Annotated in this window: 21 protein-coding genes; 17 read left to right on the plus strand and 4 right to left on the minus strand. The window is 43.2% G+C overall.

The features are described 5' to 3' along the window. Positions 1–19 precede the first annotated feature (19 nt). Genes isdG through NSQ26_RS01290 form a run of 4 tightly spaced genes read right to left on the minus strand, consistent with a single transcriptional unit; the run spans position 20 to position 3,142 of the window. On the minus strand, positions 20–352 hold the full coding sequence (gene isdG, locus NSQ26_RS01275; RefSeq protein ID WP_090776326.1) for a heme oxygenase: 333 nt from the start codon (positions 350–352) through the stop codon (positions 20–22). A 20-nt stretch (positions 353–372) separates the two neighbouring features. Beyond that, positions 373–1,182, minus strand: coding sequence for an ABC transporter ATP-binding protein (locus NSQ26_RS01280; protein ID WP_499718877.1), 810 nt, complete (start codon positions 1,180–1,182; stop codon positions 373–375). Beyond that, positions 1,179–2,177 (minus strand): FecCD family ABC transporter permease, encoded by a 999-nt coding sequence (locus NSQ26_RS01285; protein ID WP_499718878.1) that lies wholly within the window; start codon positions 2,175–2,177, stop codon positions 1,179–1,181. The genes NSQ26_RS01280 and NSQ26_RS01285 overlap by 4 nt, the downstream gene beginning before the upstream one ends. Beyond that, positions 2,174–3,142, minus strand: a complete 969-nt coding sequence (locus NSQ26_RS01290) for an ABC transporter substrate-binding protein (protein WP_499718879.1) — start codon at positions 3,140–3,142, stop codon at positions 2,174–2,176. The genes NSQ26_RS01285 and NSQ26_RS01290 overlap by 4 nt, the downstream gene beginning before the upstream one ends. Before the next feature lie 293 nt (positions 3,143–3,435). On the opposite strand from NSQ26_RS01290, the gene cyoE reads away from it, so the two are divergent. From cyoE to NSQ26_RS01375, 17 genes are all read left to right on the plus strand, one after another. Continuing rightward, positions 3,436–4,371 (plus strand): heme o synthase, encoded by a 936-nt coding sequence (cyoE, locus tag NSQ26_RS01295; RefSeq protein ID WP_090776322.1) that lies wholly within the window; start codon positions 3,436–3,438, stop codon positions 4,369–4,371. 78 nt (positions 4,372–4,449) lie between these two features. Next, positions 4,450–4,944, plus strand: a complete 495-nt coding sequence (locus NSQ26_RS01300; RefSeq protein WP_499718880.1) for a CcdC family protein — start codon at positions 4,450–4,452, stop codon at positions 4,942–4,944. Between the two features lie 56 nt (positions 4,945–5,000). Then, positions 5,001–5,363, plus strand: coding sequence for a YisL family protein (locus tag NSQ26_RS01305; protein WP_090776409.1), 363 nt, complete (start codon positions 5,001–5,003; stop codon positions 5,361–5,363). 106 nt (positions 5,364–5,469) lie between these two features. After that, positions 5,470–5,955, plus strand: coding sequence for a small multi-drug export protein (locus NSQ26_RS01310; RefSeq protein WP_090776320.1), 486 nt, complete (start codon positions 5,470–5,472; stop codon positions 5,953–5,955). Positions 5,956–6,154: 199 nt separating this feature from the next. Beyond that, a complete protein-coding gene (locus NSQ26_RS01315; protein ID WP_176763895.1) occupies positions 6,155–6,298 on the plus strand; it encodes a hypothetical protein in 144 nt (47 codons plus the stop codon). 75 nt (positions 6,299–6,373) lie between these two features. Then, positions 6,374–9,031, plus strand: a complete 2,658-nt coding sequence (locus NSQ26_RS01320) for a class III lanthionine synthetase LanKC N-terminal domain-containing protein (protein WP_499718881.1) — start codon at positions 6,374–6,376, stop codon at positions 9,029–9,031. Further along, entirely contained in the window at positions 8,985–9,725 is a 741-nt protein-coding gene (locus NSQ26_RS01325; protein ID WP_499718882.1) for a GNAT family N-acetyltransferase, read from the plus strand. The genes NSQ26_RS01320 and NSQ26_RS01325 overlap by 47 nt, the downstream gene beginning before the upstream one ends. 11 nt (positions 9,726–9,736) lie before the next feature. Continuing rightward, positions 9,737–10,942, plus strand: a complete 1,206-nt coding sequence (locus NSQ26_RS01330) for a hypothetical protein (RefSeq protein ID WP_499718883.1) — start codon at positions 9,737–9,739, stop codon at positions 10,940–10,942. Then, a complete protein-coding gene (locus NSQ26_RS01335; protein WP_499718884.1) occupies positions 10,908–12,581 on the plus strand; it encodes an alpha/beta hydrolase family protein in 1,674 nt (557 codons plus the stop codon). The genes NSQ26_RS01330 and NSQ26_RS01335 overlap by 35 nt, the downstream gene beginning before the upstream one ends. Positions 12,582–12,598: 17 nt before the next feature. Beyond that, positions 12,599–13,876: an MFS transporter gene (locus tag NSQ26_RS01340; RefSeq protein ID WP_090776315.1), complete on the plus strand. Its 1,278-nt coding sequence runs from the start codon at positions 12,599–12,601 to the stop codon at positions 13,874–13,876. A gap of 42 nt (positions 13,877–13,918) precedes the next feature. Next, the gene (locus NSQ26_RS01345; RefSeq protein WP_499718885.1) at positions 13,919–15,250 is read left to right on the plus strand and encodes an AimR family lysis-lysogeny pheromone receptor; all 1,332 of its coding nucleotides are present in this window, start codon (positions 13,919–13,921) and stop codon (positions 15,248–15,250) included. A 636-nt stretch (positions 15,251–15,886) separates the two neighbouring features. Next, the gene (locus NSQ26_RS01350) at positions 15,887–16,177 is read left to right on the plus strand and encodes a WXG100 family type VII secretion target (protein WP_499718886.1); all 291 of its coding nucleotides are present in this window, start codon (positions 15,887–15,889) and stop codon (positions 16,175–16,177) included. 226 nt (positions 16,178–16,403) lie between these two features. Next, on the plus strand, positions 16,404–16,808 hold the full coding sequence (locus NSQ26_RS01355; RefSeq protein ID WP_499718887.1) for a YwqH-like family protein: 405 nt from the start codon (positions 16,404–16,406) through the stop codon (positions 16,806–16,808). Positions 16,809–16,827: 19 nt separating this feature from the next. Then, positions 16,828–17,088, plus strand: coding sequence for a DUF5344 family protein (locus NSQ26_RS01360; RefSeq protein ID WP_499718888.1), 261 nt, complete (start codon positions 16,828–16,830; stop codon positions 17,086–17,088). 26 nt (positions 17,089–17,114) lie between these two features. Then, complete coding sequence (locus tag NSQ26_RS01365) at positions 17,115–18,791, plus strand: T7SS effector LXG polymorphic toxin (protein WP_499718889.1); 1,677 nt, start codon at positions 17,115–17,117, stop codon at positions 18,789–18,791. A gap of 36 nt (positions 18,792–18,827) precedes the next feature. Further along, positions 18,828–19,022, plus strand: a complete 195-nt coding sequence (locus NSQ26_RS01370; RefSeq protein ID WP_499718890.1) for a hypothetical protein — start codon at positions 18,828–18,830, stop codon at positions 19,020–19,022. A gap of 435 nt (positions 19,023–19,457) precedes the next feature. Beyond that, positions 19,458–21,194, plus strand: coding sequence for a T7SS effector LXG polymorphic toxin (locus tag NSQ26_RS01375; RefSeq protein WP_499718891.1), 1,737 nt, complete (start codon positions 19,458–19,460; stop codon positions 21,192–21,194). Positions 21,195–21,253 lie beyond the last annotated feature (59 nt).

A 21,253-nucleotide genomic window follows, 5' to 3' on the forward strand; every position in this document is an offset into this window, starting at 1 on the left:
TACAGCTTTTTAAAGGGCATTACATGCTGCCCGACGCTGCCACTTGCCGTGGCTCGCGCACGACTTTCACATCGTAAAAAGAGATGCTATTGTCTAGCACATAGTCAGGTGTTTCGCGTTTAGAATGGGCTTCGCGAAAGGCGGTGCTTTTCGTCCAATTTTTGAAGTCATCTTTTGTACGCCAGCGTGTAAAGATGGTTACTTCATCATAGTCTTTCGTGTTTTGCGTATGCAATACTTCTAACCCGAGAAAGCCATCCATATATTCAACTTTACCGACTTTGTTAAAACGTTCAATCAGCTTTTCTCCGCTACCTTTTTTTAACGTTGCTTTGTTTGTGACAATGATCATGTTGGTCACACTCCTCTAGTTTAAATGGTTTTTACGGCTTCTAAATGACAATAAGACTGTGTCAATGGAATAATGAGTGGGTAACCTTCAGAAAAAACGACTTTTGCGTCAATGTGATAAACCTCCTTTAAAAAACGAGCCGTTAATACTTGTTGTGGTTGTCCTGTCGCGGCAATATGACCTTCTTTTAAAGCGACTAAATGGTCACAGTAAGCGGCCGCTTGTTGTAGCTCATGTAAAACCATGAGGATCGTTAAACCAAAACGTTTGTTCATGCTTTTTAACATATTCATCATTTCGAGTTGATGGGCAATGTCTAAATAAGTTGTTGGCTCATCAAGGAGTAAAATGGGTGACTGTTGAGCGAGTGCGAGTGCAATTCTCACTTTTTGTTGTTCGCCACCCGATAGTGTATCGAACATGCGATGAGCATGTTTTTTTGTGTTGGTCACTTGTAATGCCCAGTTAACAATATCGCGATCACCGTTGGAAGCGCCTGTTTCATACCATTTCTGGTAAGGGGCACGTCCGAAAGAAACGAGTTCCTTTACGGTCATGCTCGGTAAAGATTGTTTACATTGCGGCATCATCGCGAGGCGTTTTGCTAAACTTTTCGTAGTCAGTCTAGTGGTCGACATGTTTTCTACGCGGACGTCCCCAGATGTTTGCTTCAGTAACCTTGCAATAATGTGTAAAAGCGTAGATTTGCCAGAACCGTTTGGACCGACAATCGCAGTTACCTTTCCTTTAGGAATGGTTAAGTTCATGTCACGAAGCGTAAAGTGGCCGTTTCGGAAAGTGAGGTGTTCCGTTTCGATTGCCGTTGTCATGCCGTCATCCCTCGCTTCTTTAGTAAAAATAAAAAGAATGGTGCGCCGAGCAGTGCTAATAAAATGCCAACTGGTAATTCAATTGGGTCAAACGCAGATCGGGCAATGGTATCAGCGAATACAACAAGGATAGCACCGCCGCAGGCAGACATTGGTAGCAAGTAGCGATAGTCGCCGCCGAGTAAAAGACGGATGGTGTGCGGGACGACGAGTCCAACAAAGCCAACCAATCCAGCAACACTCACCGCAACGCCTGCTAAAAAGGCAGCAAGGGTAATGAGTAAAAATCGTTGTCGTTCTACTTTTTGTCCGAGTAACTTTGCTGACTCGTCGCCAAGTTGCAGCAAATTTGCTGGTTTAATTGCAAATATGGAAAGGAGTAAACCGACCAAAGCATAAGGTGCCATAAATTCAAAGTGGTGCCAACTATGTCCATTTAACCCACCAGAAAGCCACGGTAACACGGCTTGGACGCGATCGCTATAAAGGACCATGAGCCCACTTTGAAACGCACCTAATAAAGCGTTGATGGCAACCCCAGCCAAAATAAGTTTCAATGGTGATGCACCGCGATCCCAAGCGAGTAAATAAATGACAAGTGCCGAAATAAACGCACCGATAAAGGCGGTTACGGGTAGGAGATGGCTCATTTGTGGGATGATGAGCATTGTAATGCTCGCGAGCAATCCCCCTCCCGCGGTGACGCCAATAATGCCTGGATCTGCCAGGGGGTTTTTGATCACCCCTTGCAGTAATGCGCCAGCGACGGCGAGACAGGCACCTACTAGTAAGCCGATGAGCAGTCGTGGAAGCCGCAAATCAACTATAATGGTTTGATAGACGGACGGTTCTGCTCGGGTAAGGCCATGCCACACTTCATTAATGGGAATTGAAACGGCTCCGTAGCAAAGGCTAAATAAAGAGGCACTTATGAGTAGTGGTGCAGCAATGATCAGACTCCACTTTCTTCTTTTGGAACGCTTGATGACATTCATGGCTGCTTTTCAAAGGGTTCAAACAATTTCACGAGAAAGTCGAGTGCTTCCGTAACACGTGTACCTGGATTTGTCCCGAATAAGTCTGCTGGTAGCACGAAGACACGCTCTTCCTTCACCGCATCTAGCGCATTCCATGCTTGGTTTTGTGACATTTCTTTCATAAATCCTTCTTTTACTTCTTCGGGATTGCCGTGACTCATGAGTAGGACATATTGTGGGTCTGCTTCAATGACGCGTTCGACGTTTAAATGTGCATACTGTGGGTAGTCATCTAGACGAGGGAAGTCACTTGCAATATTTTGTCCACCAGCAAGTTCAAGAAGGTTACCAGAAAGAGAATTCGGAAGGGCGGCCATATATGTACCTGGTGCGCCATAAACGAGCAGGGTACGAATTTGTTCTTCCCCAATACGCTCTTTAAGATTGCTGATGTGTTTGTTCATCGTTTCATTTAACTCCTGTGCTTCCTTTTCTTTTTGAAGAAGCTCCCCGAACAAAGTGATCTGTGACTGAATATCTGTAACAGATTGAGCTTCAGTAAGCACCATTTTTGCCCCGATTTTTTCAACGGAAGGAATATCTTTTTGATTCATTTGTGCATTGCCGAGCACGATATCAGGTTCGACGGATGCAAGCTTTTCAAGATTGATTTCGTGTGTTGAACCAACTTCTGCAGCTTCTTCTGCCTCAGGAATGGTCACAGGTCCATGGGCTGTTGGTCGTCCCACAACGTGTCCCCCGAGTGCGTAAATGATATCCATGTCGCCATTACTAAGGGCAGCGACACGCTTGGGTGCTTCCTTTAAAGCAATGTCTTTTCCTGTAAAATCGGTGATCGCATATGTTTCTTCTGTTGGTGAGGTACTTGGATTGTTCGTTTGATGATTAGCAGTAGATGGTTGGTTACAAGCGGCAAGCAAAAAGCATGCAGCAACACTCATCAGTATAAAGTTCTTCTTCATATTGTGCCCTCCTCATTTAAATGATTATTGTTCTCAATTAGAATGATAATGAGAATCATTATCAATGTCAAGTGTTTTTTTCTTGAATAGAATAAGTGATGACTTGCAGAAATCGGTAAAAAGCGTATAATGAAAATGATGTGTAGAAAAGTGATATAGGAAGAAGTTGTCATGAATTGGTCACAAATTCGTGACAGGAAGTCGAAAGATTCGCTTGGCATACGTAGTCATAGAGACGATGTATGATACACTAGGGAAAAACGGTAGAAACAGACAGGAGGAAGAGAGGCATCATGAGGACAATAAAAATAGAGAAGCAAGTTCACAGCACCTCTCTTGTTGCGCCAAAGCAGGCTTTCTCTCGCGTCTTGTCAGAGACAATTAAGACAGGAATTATTAAATCAAATGTCATTGCAATGTTTGCGGGGGTGAGCCTCGCCTTATACATTCAAGGATTTGGATTGATGGAGAAATTTGTTGAAGTCATACTTGCGGTGGTTGGTTCCGCGCTTGTGATCGGTGCTGCCGGCGCATTTAATAATATATATGACCGTGATATTGATGCCATTATGGATCGAACGAAAAACCGACCGACTGTGACGGGGAGAATGCAACCTCGAAATGCCCTCATTCTTGGGACCGGGATGTCGCTGATTGGGCTCATCGTGTTAGCGTTCGCAACACCTCTTGCGGCGTTGTTTGGCTTGCTTGGCTTATTTTTATACGTAGTTCCGTATACGATGTGGTCAAAAAGACGCACCATTTACAATACAGAAATTGGAAGTTTGTCAGGGGCTGTGCCTCCTTTGATCGGTTGGAGTGCCATTTCAGCAGACTTGCTCCATCCAGCTGCGCTAGGCTTATTTGTGATCATGCTTATTTGGCAAATGCCGCATTTTTATGCGATTGCAATTCGCCGGCATGATGAATATAAAGCGGCGCGTGTGCCGATGTTACCTGTTGTCAAAGGGTATAAACGTACGTATATACAAACAAATATTTATTTGGTTGCGTTAATGGCAGCAAGCTTTTTATTTATGTCGATTAGTTTTGTGCTTGTATATACGGCACTATTTTTAAGTGCTGCGTGGCTCGTCCTAAGCGTTTTTGGATACCGAAAGATGGCACCTGAAAAATGGGCGACTGCGATGTTTGTTTTCTCATTAAATCACATGATGATTTTATTTACAGTCATTATCGGTTACGCACTTATTGCACCGTTATTTTAATGGGGTTTTATTTGAAAAGTGGTGTCTTGCAGAGCAAGGCGCCACTTTTACTAAAAAGCGCATATGGAGGGTGAATGGATGGAAACAAACGGTTGGCTTATTGTTGTGCCCATCATCATTGCGGTGTTTATGGGTAGTGTGGCGTTATTTATTAGAATGAAAGCTGCCAAAAGACCCACATCTGCAAAAAAAATTATGATCCCACCGCTCGCCATGTCAACAGGATTCCTCATGTTTTTATATGAACCAACGAGGCCATCTTTGTTTTATGTCATTGAAGCTCTTGGGGTTGGGATGCTTTTTTCACTCGTACTCATTTATACATCCAAATTCGAGCGGAAAGGGCGCGACATTTATTTAACACGTTCGAAGGCATTTGTGTTTATCCTCGTTGGTTTGCTTGCCCTTCGTATTGTGTTACGTCTTGTTTTAGGACAAGAATTGAATCCAGAAGAGCTTTCAGGGATGTTCTTCTTACTTGCATATGGTATGCTTGTCCCGTGGCGTGTGGCGATGCTTCTCTCTTATTTACGTTTTCGACGAGAAGACGGTAAAAATCTTAGTTTTAAATAGCGTTTTCACTATCCAGTCTGTATAATGAAAAATAGAAAGGGGCGATTTTTGTGGATATGAAACGTTTGGCAGAGATCTTTTCTGCTTCTCATGAAGGCGCATGGTTTATTTTTGCGGTGTTATTTTTTGCCGCGTACTTATTTGCGTTGTTTCGTAAGTATAAAGTATCAAAAGTATTTCATATGATTTTGCGGTTGTTTTACGTGATTATGCTTGTTTCGGGCATTGGTATGATTATTCATCTTGGCTTCCCGTATTTTTTCGTCATCAAAGGAATTTTGGCGGTGACCATGATTGGTTTCATGGAGGTCGCGATTGGAAAGCAGCAGCGTGGTGAACGAACAATTATTCCTCTTTTTGTGGCAACCATTCTTGTCATTGTCGTCATGTTCATGGGAACGGGACAAATAAGATTTTAGTTGAATTGACACGACTAGCCGTTGGGACGCGCCTCTGTTAAGAGGTTCGTCTTTCTATGGGGGTGTGTTGATTGATTATTAGGAAAATTTCATAAGGAGGGATCTGATGGAAGATATGTCTTTATGGACGGCGATTGTGATATTATTTGCAAGCAGCTTGCCTTTAGTTGAATATATTATCACGATTCCCGCGGGCATTGTTTTTTTAAACTTACCACCAGTTGCCACAGTGGTGCTGTCAATGATTGGAAATAGTATAGGTGTGGTCATATTTATTTTACTAAGTGAAAAGATCCAAACTTGGTTAGAGGGTCGTCGTGAAAGAAAAGGGCTACCTAAAAAAGTGAGCAAACGAACAGAGCGAACACAGCGTTATTTAGATCGCTATGGCATGGCTGGTGTCGGTTTTCTAGCGCCAATTTTATTAAGTAGCCACCTTGGTGCAATCACTGCGGTTGCGTTACGGGTGACAAAGGGATACGCAATCTTTTGGACAGTTATCGGTGTCACCTTCTGGTCGATTGTCATTGGTTTCGTCTGTGTATATGCAGGTGAGTGGATTCGATCATTTTACGGACCTTTATTCGGGTAGGGAGGAACAGCTCTTTTAAGGGAGCTGTTTTTTGTATGCATGAGAGGAGAAGAAATCTTTCTATTCAACTAGAGAGAAAAATATTAAAATAATACTTGCCAATAAAGTAGAATTAAATTACAATGTGATTAACGGATGAGCGTTATGTTAAGACATTTTCTTAATAGTTTATCCGAAAAAAATTTTTGGAGGGGTTATCATGGAAAAGACATTTGATGTGAAAGTTATGACGCCGGAGGATCTTTTGAAAGTTGGTTTCGTAGAAGAAGAGAATGTGACTCATGATGTCAGCCTTTGTACGGTTTGCTCATGGACGAGTGGTGGCCCTGTGATCGAGCGCTAATTTTTTGTAAAACAGAGGGGAGTCATCCCCTCTCTATTTTTCTGAAAGATCGAAAAGTGGGAAGGGAGATGAAGCATGGCGAAGTCACAATTACATTATACGTATTTACTTCATTCTCTTAGTGAGAAAGTTGTTGATCCGATGAAAATAGTTCGAGATAAAAAATGGCTTTATTTTAGCAATCATACATATGAGTTACCGCAACAAGGCTGGAAAATACATTTGTCGATCATTCTGCCGCAAGTGCAATCTTTTTTACAAGAAGTAGCGCCCTTCTTACTAAATGAGAGGGTAGATTGGAAGATTCCGTCTAACGAACAAGGTGTCGTAAAGCTTCTGCTAGGAGAGGGAGATCGTGTCCAAGTAGGAAAGTTTTTAACGATTTATCCAAGATCAGAAGCTGTATTTGAGCAATTACTAGAAAAGTTATATGAGCGGACAAGTCATTTTTTTGGTCCTGAGATTGTGACGGACATGCGGTATAAAGATAGTCAGTGTCTTTTCTATCGGTATGGCGCTTTTGCGCACATGAGATTTTACGATCGTTATAGCCAATTAAGAAAAGCGGGATTGCATGATGAGCATGGAGAAATGAAAGAAGACCGGAGAGTACCATTTGTAACGATACCAGATTGGGTTGAACTTCCACCTGCATTACAGTTACACGAGAAAGAAAGAGAGTCGTCTTTATCTCAGCAAAGCAATCCTTTTGCCAAGAGAGGTTTGGTTGTTCGCGCAGTACTGAAAAAGGGCGCAAAAGGGAGTGTCTTTGTTGTCGATACGTCTTCTCACAAAGAGGTGGTGTTAAAAGAAACACGTGCGCATATGATGACTGGGTTGGATGGTCGAGATGCACGCGCACGTTTAAAGCATGAATATGACCTTTTAGTTCAATGTCGAGGGCTGGATGTGACACCACAAGTGTATGAGTATTTCCAGTATGGTGATCATGCATATATGGTGATGGAGAAGTTACCGGGCGTGACGTTGCGCAAATTTACGGAGGACTTGTTTCAAAAACCACTGAAAGAAACGTCCATTCAAATGATGCAACAGGTTCGAGATCATTTGCACCAATCTGTTGCAACGTTGCATAAACATAAAGTGATTTTAAGGGATTTAACACCAAATAATGTAATGGTTTTGCCAGACTTCACAGTGCGGTTTATTGATTTAGAGCTTGCGTGTAATCAGTCGTCTGCTGAGCCTCTTTTTGATGGGTTGACCCCAGGTTATGCGCTTCCGGATGAACAAGTGTTGAGCCATATCAATATGACAGCACGGGATCGTTATGCGCTAGGTGCCATTGACGTTTACTTGGCTCTTGGAACAGACCCGTTTTTCGGCGTCATCCCTTTTACAGAAACGATAAAAAAGGTCCGTTCACTTGCTCGTTGTATTGAAGAAAAAACGTTCAAGCACTTATGTGAGTCGGGTTTGTCAGTGATGGAAGAAGTGGTTGCCGAACAAAAAGAGAGAGAGAAGTTATCGAATTATGTAAGGATGGAAGGTGCAAGCTTTTGCACATCTATCTATGAAAAAATGGATTTTAAACGTATTGATCAGCTGTTGCCTGACAATTCTCTGTCAGATCAGTGGCATGTGGCTACTTTTAATCATGGGTTAGCCGGTGTGATGCACTTCTTTCATGAAATGGGACAAGTTACAGAAGATGAGATGTTGTTTCAATATAGTTTGCATGTCTATACGTGGTTAGAACGGCATCATCCGTTTGTAAAAGGTGTGTCACCAGTTGGTTTATACTTCGGTTACGGCGCTGTGCCATGGGTATTGGCAGATGCGAGTCACTATGCCAATAACGCGGAATTACAGACAAAAGCAGTTGAATTGGCACTAACAATTGCGGATGAGCCTTGTTACACTGCGAACGTGAGTCACGGATTAGCAGGGCTCGGACTCATGTTGCTACATGTGTACCATATAACAAAAGATGAGCGCCTATTGCAACGTGCACGTGCACGAGCAGATCAAATTTTGTCATCGGCAGAGGAAATGAACGGCGGTATCGCTTGGCCGACGCCAATTTCAGCGGAAAAAAGGCAATATTTTTTAGGCTATTCTCATGGGATTGCTGGCATTGGTACTTTTCTTGTGGCTCTTTTCAAGGAAACGAATGAAAAGAAATATAAGGAATGTGTCGAACGGATCGTTGATACGTTGGATCGGACTGCGATCAAGACAGAAACGAGTGCGGTTGTTTGGCCCAAAACATTTTCCCTTCGTGATACGTCGCTACAAACGTCATGGTGTAATGGGGCGGCGGGCATTGGGCAATTTTTGTTATCGGTGTTGTCAATCGATGACCAAGAAGAAACGAGGGCGCTAGCTGTGGGTGCAGTGAATGCTGTGTTACAGTCAAATGTTGTTCAAGTGAACAATCAATGTCACGGCATGGCTGGCGAGGGTGACTTTTTGATTGCGGCAAAACGGGCAGTGGTTGGTGACCAAGTGGCAATTGACCGGAAGTTACGTTTAATCGAAAAACGATTACTTGCGGTGGCTGATATTGTGGATGGACAATATTGCTGGACTGGAGAAGACAAAATGAGTCATGTAATTGACTATATGACGGGTTATTTAGGGATTTATTCATTTTTAGCGCGATTACAAATGGGTTTGACGTTACCGTTAAGTAATGACAGTACGGAAGGGGGCTTGTTGTTTTATGATGAAGGAGAACGAACAAAGACAGTGGCAACAAATTCACGATGAGGTGGATATGCTTCGTCACCATCAAAAAGGGACGATTGTCTATGATTATTGGCAATCATCGTTCACGACTGAAAAACATCATATCGTTCTTGCGCATTTGCAGGAAATGACACAGAAAAAGCGAGAGGAGACATCTATATATATATTTCCAAGTCAATATACGGACGATTGGCCTGCGCAAACAGATGAAGTGGAGTGGGGTGTCGATCGCGTAAAATACCGCTTGTCCCTCGCGAGTGTAAAAAAAGATGCACCATCCTATCCACCCGCGTACATTGTACGAGAAGAATCTTTGTTATCTGCCGAATTTGCCGCACTTTTATGGAGAAGTGACCCTTCTTGTCCTTCACTGGATGCAGCAACGAAGTTACTCATAGATATGGAAAGTGGGTCATACGGAGAGGTTGTCGTCTGTCAAACACTATCGCATAAAACGACGCGGATTGGTTTTGTCGTATTAACGAATATGAGTGGTGTGATTTTGCTTGCACATATCGTGATGGCACCAGAATACGGTGGCAAAGGGCTTGCAAAGCGTTTGTTACTTCATGCAACAAAGAAAGCACAGGCGCTTGGTTACAGGAAGGTCATTGCCTCAACAGATGAGACAAATGAACGATCAAAAGCAGTGATGCGTGCTGTTGGCTTTCAAGAAGTGTCACGTGACCGAATTGCTGTATTACGGGCACGGTGAGGAGGGAAAACATGGAGCAGTTATTCTCATATGAAGGACGAGAAGGCGGCGTTTTTTGCGTAGAGGATCCTTCTCAATTAGAGGGACGAGAGCTCCACATCGGTCGTGGGTTATCGTTTGCAACGCTTGATGCACAATTGAGTCAAGGGAATAAAGAGAATATATTTGATGTATTAAGTTCACCGCTGACTTTTTATCAAGTATGTGATCGGCAGACACCAATCATCGTAAATATCCATACTGAATTGACTGCACATGATTGGACGATGTTGTGGCGGTTATTGTTTCGCATGAGTGCCCCTCCCACAGTGTATTTAGTCAAAGGTGAATCTCAACGTGAGGATGAGATTCAACTATGCGCGGCCATACACAAGCTAGATAAAATGGATGCCTTCATTTATTTACAAGAGAAATATGAGCAACGAAAGACGGATGCGGATTTACTGAATTATTGGGGCTTTAAAACGCATGTACAGAGAAAAGAATTAACAAATGAATACATGCACCAACTTCCATCGTTTCACTTTGATGGTGCTTATCAACTTTGGTTCGAATTTGCGCAAATGGCTACAAAAGATACAAACGATTGTTCACTAGCGCTACGTGCTTATGATCAGATTGAAGACATCATTATAAAAGAGACAATGATGCTTCAATGGTGTTGTGTGATGAATGGTAGAGCATTTATCGAAGCGTTACAAGGGAATGTAAAAAAGGCAATAAAAATGGAGGAAGAGATTTTAAGCAGTTGTGAGCAACAATCGTTAGACCCATTGCTGTACGTACAGACGTTGATCAACTTGTATCAGTTGTACCGTAAGAACAAATATGAACAGCAAGCAGCAAAATTGATGCAAAAGATGGCGTCTTTTCAACACGAAACCAATACTTTTTATGCACCGGTGTATGCGTGTATGATTCGTAGCGAGTTAGAGATAGGAAGTGTAGAGACGGCACAACAGTATGGGATGGAGGCACTCGGGCGCCAATGTTTCTCAGATGAATTAGGCATGCTGCTCATGCAAGTGTACGAGTGCACATCTGATCAAAAATTGCACAACGCGATGATGCAACATCTCCCAGTGGAACAGCTTGCGCGGCATCATTTGTTAGATGACAAAAAGCTACAATATAGATGGCATAAAGTCGTGAATTGGTTCGCTCGAAACGAGGAGGAGAAAGATGGACAACTTGTTCATAGCGGCAAAGTGCAATAATGAAGGGAAAAAAATCGTTGCCTTGTACGAGCGTCATTTACAAATTGGTGATATAGATGAAGATGATACGATTTCTTACAAACATGTTGTTACGCAGTCTGGTGGGGACATCGTGTATTCAAAATGGGTGAAAGACGATGTGTTTGTCTACCTGACAAAGCGTGCACATAGACAAGTTGTACACGTGCTGACAATATTTGAAACCAAAGTAGATAACGTATCACAAGAGGTGCCTGCTATTTTACGTGTTCATGATTTGTCTATGTGGGAAGAGGCGTTATGGTTGCTTTGTTCCACATATCATCAAGCGAGCCAAAAGACGATGACGATGTTGTATCATCTTGATAAAAATGAAATGACTGTCTTACATGAAGCAACGTCAAATGTACGGAAAGCTTTTTTTGATTGGGGACAACGACGGTTATTATTGTATATGGGACAGCAACAAAATAGCGAACTTTTATTTAGTGACCAATGGCAGATCGTCAAAGAGAAAGAATTTTTATTTCCAACGATGACATGTTTACAACAACAGTTATTTGGAGTGGAGGAGATAGATGAGGACGAGACGATCCAGCCAGTCGTATATGATCTTAACGATGGAAGGCGATACAAGCTTGAGGTGAATTATCAAGAAGTCAGTCAGTTTGTAGTAGATGATGAAGGGCATATTCTCGTGAGTGGATTTCAACGAGGAAGACAGTGCATCGCCGTTTTTTCTTCTACCGGTCAGTTGCAAATAAAAAGTGGGCAGAGGCGCGGGGTTTTTGAAGTCGTTCATTTTTGTTTCCATACAAAAATGATGCTTGGTGTGGGTCAGTCGACAATGACGTGCCCGTCCTTGCTGTACACGTCATTCTCAGATGATGTACCATCACATGTAAATGACGATGTTTTGCATCGTACGTTTCTGTATCAACAGTTGGAAGTACCTTATTTTGTCGTGGGACCGAAAGATCAAAAGAAAGCAATGATTTATTTACATGGAGGACCGCACAATCATGTGATCGAATCTTATTCCCCATTCATAACGATGTGCGAGCAACTTGGGTATACCATCTTTATCGTCAATTATCCAGGTAGTACAGGTTTTGGAAAGCACTATGAGACAGTGTTGCAGCATGATTGGGGAGGTGTGGATGCATCATCTATGGTTGTGTTTACTGACACGGTGTTAACTGAGTACGATGAAGTGAGCTTATACGGTGTGAGTTATGGGGGCTACTTGGCACTATTGTTAGCTGGAAAATACCCTAGCATGTGGACGAATGTCTTGGCAGCTGCAAGCTTCAATGACTTACGTGCACTTTATGATGGCGCAATGCCATACATGAAAGATTACTTCTTAGAAGTGATGGGGGACATGCTGATTGATGAGGAAAAGTTGTCTGACCGCAGTCCCGTATCGTATGTGCAGGCGCTTGCGCGTGTCAATTTGTTGCTGATTCATGGAGAAGAAGATACACGTTGTCCGTATGAACAGACCGTCGCACTTTATCATCAATTGCGGCAATGTAACGTAGAAGGAGGACAACATCAGCTTTATTCGATCCCAGGATTACAGCACGAGCGGTTTTCAGAAAGGCACTGGATTAGTGCATGTAAAGCGTTTCTCCAATCGAAATCATTTCAGTTGTAAGGAAGGAAGTGGGTCATATGCCAGCGACGGGCGCAGCAGCTGAAACGAAAACACATCAAGAAGAAGCGGTTAGTCCGCAATGGAAACGGAATACATCGGTTTTATTAGGGAATCAATTTCTAACGGTTGTCGCAGAAAGTGTATTTGCATTGACGGTCATTTGGTATATTTATGCACAAACATCCTCCGCAGTGGCAGCATCATTATTTACAGCTGTGTCTGTGTTGTCATCAACCTTCATCGGTCCATTTATTGGTGCATTCTCTGACCGCCACCCTGCCAAATTATTGCTTCATATTGGTTATGTGCTTGTGGCATTGGGCGGGGTAGTGCTTGCGTGTGCTTTTTATTTTGAAGTAAACTTTTTAATCGTTGGTTTATATGTCTTTATGTTTTTACATAAGTCGTTTGCGATTTTAAATGGATCAGCCAAGAATCGTTTATTGGCACCAGCAGTGGGGTTAAAAAAGGTTCCTACAATTAATGGTTATATGACTTCAGTAAATGGGACGGCCGATTTATTAGGGAATGCACTCGCTGGCTTTTTACTTGCGGCCATCGGTTATGTGGGAATTATTCTTGCCCATTCAAGTGTGTACTTGCTTGCAAGTGGCATGCTCTGTCTTCTTGTAGTGCAGACAGCGATAAAGAAGACGGATGCTACGGGAATGACGCCGAAAAAGGCATCATTAATGAAAGAAATGGTCGCTGGTTTAAACGTCCTACAGAAAAATCGGTCATTGTTTAAACTTGTTGTCATTAGCTCTTTAATCAATGTGTTTGCGATTGGCGGTGCCTTACTTGTTGTACTTGTGACAGACCAGTTTGGCGGCAGTGCACGTGATTATGGCATGTTTATGGCAGCAGCAACGTTGGCGGGGATAGGGGTCGGACTCTTCGCCGGAAAAGTCGTCAAGCGTGTAAAGCGTCCAGGTATTTTCTTTTCGGTCTGTATGATGCTTGTGTCAGTTTGCATGTTTGCGACAGCTTGGACGACAAATTATTGGCTCGGGGTCGGCTTGATGATGTTGATGGTCATAGGAGAAGCATTATTTATGATTACATTGCAGACGCTGTTAATTACAACGATCGCACCTGAATATCGCGGGCGGGTGATGGCAACGGCTGCATCGATTGCAGGATTATTAATGCCAATTGGTTTATTGTTTAACGGTTTTATTGCCGATATGTGGCATATCAAATATTCATATCTATTTGTTAGTGGTTGGATTATGTTATGGGCGTTACTTGCCCTTTGCGATCGGGATGTACGGAAGATGGTGGATGGGGTTTAGAGACGACTTAATAAGACAGTTTTCGGGATTATTTTCTTGTGAATGCAAGAAAATGTCGTACGAAAAGGGCACCTTTTAGCAGGAATGCCGGATGATCACGTCGAAAAATTGTTTTTAGAAGAACATTCATTTGGAAAGGCGGAGAGTGTATTGCAATTATATCGAGAGCGATGGCGTGAGAACTTTGTGCAATATCGCAAAGGAATGGTTCCCGAGCAAATTAGTGTGGAAACGAAAGATTATTTACAACAAATGGGGTTATGGGAGAAAGAAGACGCGTGGACAAATCAGGTGATGCGCGACTTGGCTTTATCACGAGATGAGCAAGGTCATCCAGTGTTATCGTTTGAACAAGTGATGCTGGCTGTGAGGACGTTTGCTTCTGATCGGCTGATATTGTTGATAAATGAATATTCACTCGCACTTCAAACGGCTGAGCACATTCGTGATGCATTTGAATATGCTGTGCAATATAGACAAATTGACTTATTGGAACAACTCATCAAATGGGGAGAAGACCGTGACTCACTGAAAGAATGGGCACGTGTGTATCAACTGTTGCTCGATGTGATGAAGGAGAATATCACACATGAAGAAACGATTGATCAAGCGCGTGACTTGGTTGGACATGTGACGGATCCGTTGTTGAAGGTAAGGTTGGAGTTGCTGGAGGTTGCTACTTATTTAAAGTTAGGTTATCACACAAAGGCGGCATATCTTGGTAAGAAAGTACCAAAGAAATTAGCGCAAGTAGAAGAATGTTTTGCGAAGAAGGTAGCCGAAAGCAGGGCAGGATTTCAAATTGCTTATGATCTGTTATACAATCAAGGTAAATCAGAGGAAGCAGAAAGGCATGTAGCTCAGTCAGTTATAAATGGCGCCACACCAGAAGTGATGCTCGCTTATTGTTATCATTTGCTTTCGCATGCAACTTTATTGCGCCCGAATAGTTCTGATTCTAATATGTCTGATCCAAGTCCTCTCAGTATGCAATATATACAGCGTGCAGTTTTTTATGCGGAAGAGATGGGTTTAGAAGATTACAGTGGCAGTTTACAAGAACAGGACCTGCCATTTGTGTGGAATGTGAATGGTGAGCGGTTTGACATTGAGGGAGTAAATCCTCGAGAACAGGTACACCAATATATTGTTCGTAATGAACATGAAAAAGCGTTGTGGCTCATTGAGGAGCTGGAACGAGCAGGGAACACCAATGCCTTTTTAATTTTTTACAGAGGGAAAGCTACAGGAAGCACGTCTCTTTTAGCTCAAGCAATGCGTCGGTTTGCACAAGAAGGTTTGATGAATTTGCTTCCACTTGTCGAGCGAGAAGTGCAAAAGATCGACAAATCTCAATTTAAAGGAGAGGTTTAACGATGAAACGATGTTTTTGTACCTTTATGTTGACAGTGTGCTTGATGGTGACAATGGGTGTGCAAAGTGCAGCAGATGTCGAACCTCTAGACATTACTCACCCAATTATAACGAACTTTCCTCATTCTCAATAAGTCATGAAAAGGGCTGTCCCAAAAGCGCCATCTGGGGCAGCCCCTCGTTAATTTTGGACATGGGATGGGTTACACAAATGATGAGGGGAAGCGATATTGTATGTTTTCCTATGTTGAGCGATCTATGGTTTGCAACAGGCGTGACTGCTTTTAAATTCTTCGGTTTTGTTGGTCTTCGTGTTAATTGGCTATGGCATTGTACTTTAACAAACAACCAGACTAAGAGCAAAAAGTACCATTGGCGTTGAGATCATGTTTTCTGTTATTGCTCTCTTTCTCGGGATTCAGGTCATGTTTTTGCTATTTTAGATTAGAAATGCGATTAAGGGGGCATTGTGCTTTTTATCGTCCTACCTTTAAAGAGGCTATGTAGACAAATCTCGTGGGAATGATGGAAAAAAGAAGGATAAATTGTTAAATAGGGGTTGACGTGCCAATCTTATGTAGCTTATTCTTAATATTGTAATATAAACAATATGATTTTCTAGGAGGAGACGAACTCATGGCACAAATTCGTATGACACCAGAAGAACTACGAACAGAGGCGAATGAAACGCGTACAGACGCATCATCTTACCAAGATCTTTTACAAAGAGGAGATGCGCGCATTGACAAGTTAGGTTCTACATGGGAAGGGGAAGCATTCCAAGGATTCTCCGCTCAGTGGCAAGAGAAGCGTAAGCATGTAGAAGAGCTTATTCAGTTATATGAAGAGCTTAGCACGCAAACGGATGATATTGCAAACGTTGTAGAAACAACAGACCAAGAGATTCGTAGCCGCATTGGATACTAATTGATGTTAACGGGGCGCAATCGCGATTCATATTATTGTGGATTGTGATTGCGTTTTTCCTTTTTGATAAAGGGAGGTGTGTCGTACATAAAAGCAGCTGATTTGCGTCATTTTGGCGCCGAACGACGAGATGAGAAGCGGAAGATCCTTGACCGAGAGAAAGCGGTTTAATAGAATGAAAGGAAGATAAACGTACTGTAATGACGTAAAGAGAGGTGTATACGTTATGAGTGATTATTCAAGTAGGATTAACGCACTGAGTATTGAGATTCAAGATCTCAATGATGCAATTGCGTTGGCGCAGAATCGTCGGGCAGAATTATGGGAGACGCGTCGTAAATTAGTGACGGAAAAAAGTAGTGTGGAATCTTATGACGACCTAATTAAAAGCCCTGAAACAGGTGAACCTGGTTCAACAGGGGCGCATGCGACAAACCATGAAAGCTCAGAGCGAGACCTCGTGTTAAACGGACATGCGCATCTACCTGAGCAAGTACAAGAAATGATTGATGCGATTGACAGTGAAAGAGACGACCTGAGAGAAACAATTAGTGACAATAGAAAAAGCATTAGTTCAAAGTCAGATACGATCAGTAATTTAAAAGAAAAACAGCGGTCAAAAAATGAATAGAAGGGGGTGACATGTGCCTATGGAGTTACAAATAAATGTAGAAGAAGTCAATACATTGCTTCAAGGTGTAGCTGAAATCGCCGGCAGCTTCCAATCGGTGTCTGTCAGTACATCTAGTGATGATCTCGATGGGCTGAGCGAATTAGATGCGGTGAAAGAAGAGCTAGATGGCTACGTGAAAGATTATATGAATGCGTTGTACCAGACAGAAATGGAGTTGCAAGCACTTATACAAGGTTATGAAGTCGTCGATAAAGAGCTAGCCGGTAAAATGGGCTAGACAGTCACGTAAAGGAGGTTTTCAGCATGAAGTTCCTAGATGTAAACAAACACCTATCAGAAATGGACGAGCACCTTAAATCGATCAAATCATATGATGCTGTTTTCGAGGCGGCAGAGGCAAGAATCACGCTTGTTGTTAATACAGAAGATGCGTTTAAAGGAGAAGGGTCACAGGGGATCATGAATAGCCACAATCATATGCACCTGCCCACGATCCGGTCCTTCCGCGCAGTTTTTGCGACCCTCATTAGTAAAATTGAAAAGATGAAAGAAAGAGTTTTGGAATTTGAGCCTGAATCAAATGGCTCGGTGTCAGAGGAATTTTGGAAAACGCAGCTACCAAATAGCTATAATAATTATGAAGAAGCACTACAGGAAAGTGAAAAGAACATCAACAGCGCCGCAGCAGAAGTAAGCCACATCATCAACCTCGGCAAGCTGCAAACAGAAGATGTATACAACAACGTCGACAGTGCGCGTAAACATACAGAGACAGTGTTAGAAGGCTTATATGAGCTCGATCAAGCGTGCGTCGAATTGATGGCCGAAGTGCGGACGGAACTGTCGGAGTTAAAAGCCACGCTCAAGCAAGTGTTGAACTGGATCATGACCGGCGGCGTACGGATGACGGGTGTAAGTATCATGGAGGTAGGCGGCTACTTTGCGAACAACGCCACGTTGCATGAGAAAGCGCCAGAAGTCGATACGAGCAAGGTGAATACCGGTGCAGAGGCAGCGAAGTTGATGGAAAATCCAGCATTCATGCAAGGGATAACGAACTGGAGCACGGATTCACTGTTAAATCTGGAGGCATCAACTGATCCGGTATTAAGACAATATATGTCTACGTTGTACACACTCGTCGCAGCCGGCGCCCACCCCGATACAGTTGCCGCTGCCGCAAAAATACTTGATGACTATGTAGGTCGCCCAGTGTCGCAAGGGGTCATGCAACAGGCTGTTTTGACCCCACATTCAGCTACAGATGTGTATGAAATGGCATTTCCGTTGTCTGCGCAAGCCACTTATTTACGGCAGGTGCGAGAGGCGATGTCAAATACAGGGAAGCCTGGCGATGGAAACGTGATATATAAGTGGGAGGGGCATGGAGACAAGATGACCGCTAGAGGAGCGCCGGTGGACTATGAGGCGTTGGGGGTCAAAAAACCTGAGGTAACTGAAGTCAATGGGTATGAAATTAGGCACAAGGTCATAGATGGCCAGTTTGTGTTGTTCCGCGATAATCCTGATCTGGTATATTATACACAGGGTGCCAAGACTGGTGAAATGGCGGCAGGAATGGCTTTTGTCGGGAATCATACAGCCACTTTTGCTGGAGCGTATGCGATTGGCGGGGGAGCTAGATATATACCTGGTCTTAAAGGTGTTAATAGGAAAATAGATGATACTGCTGGAGAAGTACTAGGTAATTTTGGCAGAGGCCTCGCATTGTCTGCAGTACAAACAAAAATCCCTGTTTGGAACAAAATCATCGGAGCTCCTGTGCCTGAAGTAGGAACCGAACAAGTACTATTATACATCAGCGATGATGGTGGTGAAACTTGGAGTGGGAAGGTGCGGTTTGAGCTAAAACCTGGTGAGCCAAAGGCACACCCTTACATGCAATTTGGTGAGGATTTTGGGGATGTTTTCGGTGACTTATTCAAATGGGGTAATAACGACGAGGAAAAAAACAAATAATGATCCCGGTTTGCCATAGCGATTGGAGGCTAAATGATGTGGGGAGCGCTTTGGTATTATATTGTTTGGAGTTGGGGATTTGCTATTGTAGTAAATCTTTTTGCTAAAAAAGGGAAGAGGAAAAGTGTGCTATGGGTGATTATAGCCGGAATTATAGGCGGAGTATTTCTTTTACTTTTGGAATGGGTGTTTGGTCTTTTTGGTATAGAATATGGTTTAAGGCTTAGATGAATGTCAACTGTAAGTAATGACGAAGAGCGGGAAGCCCGGCGGAGGACAAGTGTTGTATAAGTGGGAAGGAAAAGGCGACAAGATGACCGCTAGAGGCGCGCCTGTCGATTATGTTTTACTGGGATGGATATTCAAATTCGAATAAATCCCCATAACATCCTAAGATAGATCAACTTTATTGTTGACATTAATCGCTCCTGTTGTCATACATCATACCTGGCACAGGGGCACGCTTTATCAAGGACGATGACACACACCAATGCAAGTAGTAGAGTAGTTGCTAGGAGACTTATTGTTATACGCTGGTATTGCTATTATCATTTTCTTGGCTGCTAGACACTCTAGTGAGAACAAAGAGAAGTTCGGTATAAAATCTTTCTTAATTGTATTCCCTATATTATTCGTGGGGGTAACTATCTTGATGCTCGTTATTTCATGGCTGAAAAGTTTATAAAAACGCCCCCTGTCGTCATTATATGTGGATGGCACAGGGGATTCTTTGTTGAAGATTTGAAAGGTGAGTTAGAAAGTGATGTAAACAAACACCTATCGGAAATGGACGAGCACCTTAAATCGATCAAATCATATGATGCTGTTTTTGAGGCGGCAGAGGCAAGAATCACGCTTGTTGTTAATACAGAAGGTGCGTTTAAAGGAGAAGGTTCACACGGGGTGATGAATAGCCACAATCATATGCACCTGCCCACGATCCGGTCCTTCCGCGCAGTTTTTGCGACCCTCATTGGTAAAATTGAAAAGATGAAAGAAAGAGTTTTGGAATTTGAGCCTGAATCAAATGGCTCGGTGTCAGAGGAATTTTGGAAAACGCAACTACCGAATAGCTATGACAATTATGAAGAAGCACTAGCGGAAAGTGAAAAGAACATCAACAGCGCCGCAGCAGAAGTAAGCCACATCATCAACCTCGGCAAGCTGCAAACAGAAGATGTATACAACAACGTCGACAGTGCGCGTAAACATACAGAAAAAGTGCTAGAAGGCTTGTATGAGCTCGATCAAGCGTGCGTTGAATTGATGGCCGAAGTGCGAACGGAACTCTCAGAGTTAAAAGCAACGCTTAAGCAAGTGTTAAACTGGATCATGACCGGCGGCGTGCGGATGACGGGTGTAAGTATCATGGAGGTAGGCGGCTATTTTGCGAACAACGCCACGCTGCATGAGAAAGCACCAGAAGTCGATACGAGCAAGGTGAATACCGGTGCAGAGGCAGCTAAGTTGATGGAAAATCCAGCATTCATGCACGGGATAACGAACTGGAGCACGGATTCACTGTTAAACCTTGAGGCGTCAACTGATCCAGTATTAAGACAATATATGTCTACGTTGTACACACTTGTCGCAGCCGGCGCCCACCCCGATACAGTCGCCGCTGCCGCAAAAATACTTGATGACTCCGTAGGGCGTCCAGTGTCGCAAGGGGTTATCCAACAAGCAGTATTGACCCCACATTCCGCTACAGATGTGTATGCAATGGCATTCCCGCTGTCTGCGCAAGCCACTTATGTACAGCAGGTGCAAGAGGCGAGGTCAAACCTGTCATCAACAGGGAAGCCTGGCGATGGGAACGTGATATATAAGTGGGAAGGGCATGGAGACAAGATGACCGCTAGAGGGGTGCCAGTGGATTATGAGGCGCTGGGGATTGAACCTAAAGTGGACGATATAGGTGATTATCAAATTAGGTACACGATCACAGAGGATAACCAGTTTATTTTGTTCCGTGATGATCCTGATCTTGTTTATTATACGCAAGGAACCAAGGTCGGTAAGGCAGAATGGCTCATGGCGATTGGTGGATATCTTGGAGCTGAATATTATGGTACTCGTGGCTTGTACAAAGGTGCAAATAAGATCCCAGGTGCAGATAAATTAAGAGATCGCTATAGTAAGGAAACAATCGGAATTGCTGGACATGCAGGGAGTTATGCTGCTCAGCATCATGTCGTGCCTGTTTGGAAAGAAATTGTCGGAGCCCCGATACCTAAAAGCGGAACAGAGCAATTATTAGTGTATGTCAGTGATGATGACGGTGAAACATGGAATGGAAAACTATTACTTACTCTAAAACCAAACGGGAATGTGGAAATTTCGCGAGATTTTGCGGATGGTTTTTGGGACGCTGCCAAAGGCTTATTCAAATGGGGGGATTGATGAGCGAGAAGATAATAAACAACCATAAGATCGATATAGGGAAGGTGGACGTATGCTCC

This window comes from Bacillus sp. FSL W7-1360 (assembly GCF_038592975.1).
In the GTDB taxonomy this organism is placed as follows: Bacteria; Bacillota; Bacilli; order Bacillales; family Bacillaceae_D; genus Shouchella; species Shouchella lonarensis.